Origin of the sequence: Rhodospirillum sp. A1_3_36 (assembly GCF_047263945.1) — a bacterium.
Taxonomy (GTDB): domain Bacteria; phylum Pseudomonadota; class Alphaproteobacteria; order Rhodospirillales; family Rhodospirillaceae; genus Rhodospirillum.
This window is the reverse complement of record NZ_JBLAVB010000085.1, coordinates 1-1390: the sequence shown is the minus strand read 5'-3', so window position 1 is coordinate 1390 and position 1390 is coordinate 1. Positions and strand designations below refer to the sequence as shown.

The window sequence follows — 1390 nt, the reverse complement described above, 5'->3', positions numbered from 1 at the left end:
AAATCCCTTCGAGTTATCGCGACAACCATGGCTCCCTCCTTCTGCCTCAAGGAAGGGAATCACAATCCGAACCGCTTGGGAATCTCCGAGCCGCCCCCAACGAGTCATAATCAAGGGCCTTTGGTATTAGTATGTCAGGGGGATGTTGGGGGATGGGGATGCTCTCGTTAGGGAGGAGGGTGTTTTGGCTTCCTGGCGAGTCGGGCTAAGAGGTCGATCCGGAGTTTCGGCAAAAATTCAGACGGCCTGATAGTAGGCATGCGGCGAGTCCTAAAATGCCGAAAGCAGCACCCCATGGAATTGCCCCAAGCTCCCGCCCCCGGCGGTCTGATCCTCCTCCCCCTAATAAGGCTATTCCGTAATAAAAGCGGTATGGGTTTCAACCCGCATCGCTTGGTATAATGTGCGTCACGTTCAGCCAAACCGCGACGATGCGACAGGCAACATTTATGGCGCCCACATAAAAATACCCCCTTCTTAATATTCCCGACCCTGCTTTTCTATTTCAGTGTCGCGGGTCGGATAGGCTACCTTCGCGCGCCGTCTCCCATCACTCCTTTATGGTTTGAGCCCTCCTATGTCTGACCTGTCCTCGCTGCTGCAAACGCTCGGCCATGCCTCCATGACAGAGCGGGAAAAAGGCACCTACTTCGAGGACCTGATCACTTGCTACCTGCGAACGGAAGCCACCTACCGGGACCTTTATTCCGACATTTGGACCTACGCCGAATGGGCGGACCTGCAAGGTCTCGACAAGCGGGATACCGGTATCGACCTCGTCGCGAAGACACGGGGCACCGACGAAATACATGCCATCCAATGCAAGTTCTTCGACCCCGAGGCGCGCATCCAAAAAAGCGACATCGACAGGCTTTTTCACCGCTTCGGGTAAGCGCCCCTTTGCCCACCGGATTATTGTCAGCACCACGAATCTGTGGAGCGAACACGCCAAGGACGCCCTACAGGACCAGCGCCCGCCCGTCAGTAAAATCGATTTGAACGACCTGGAAAACAGTCAGATCGATTGGAGTCAGTACCAACCGAATACGCGGGTCACCTTAAAGCCTAAAAAAGTACTCCGCCCGCACCAAATTCGCGCCCTTGAAAAGGTTGAGAAGGGTTTGGTGGAAGCGGACCGCGGCAAGCTCATCATGGCCTGCGGAACGGGAAAGACTTTCACCAGCCTTAAACACGAGTGTCTACATTCCCCGTCCGAGAGATATCCGAAGTATCTTTCTATCTCTGGGGAATACGGGTTCTGGTGGGTAATTGCTCACGGGGTTGGCGGCAGGCGCCTCAAGCGAGTGCGAAACTGCCCTGGATGAGATCGCGGATAGCGTCCAGCGGCGCTTGCCCCTTGAGCCTGGCGGTTCCGGTGACGGATCTGTAT

2 protein-coding genes are annotated in these 1390 nt (G+C 55.5%); both read left to right on the top strand.

Features of this window, described 5'->3' with window-relative positions:
- The first annotated feature begins 577 nt into the window (after positions 1 to 577).
- Positions 578 to 892 (top strand): hypothetical protein, encoded by a 315-nt coding sequence (locus ACLIRY_RS27055; RefSeq protein ID WP_413208519.1) that lies wholly within the window; start codon positions 578 to 580, stop codon positions 890 to 892.
- Complete coding sequence (locus tag ACLIRY_RS27050) at positions 810 to 1325, top strand: DEAD/DEAH box helicase family protein (protein WP_413208518.1); 516 nt, start codon at positions 810 to 812, stop codon at positions 1323 to 1325. The genes ACLIRY_RS27055 and ACLIRY_RS27050 overlap by 83 nt, the downstream gene beginning before the upstream one ends.
- Positions 1326 to 1390 lie beyond the last annotated feature (65 nt).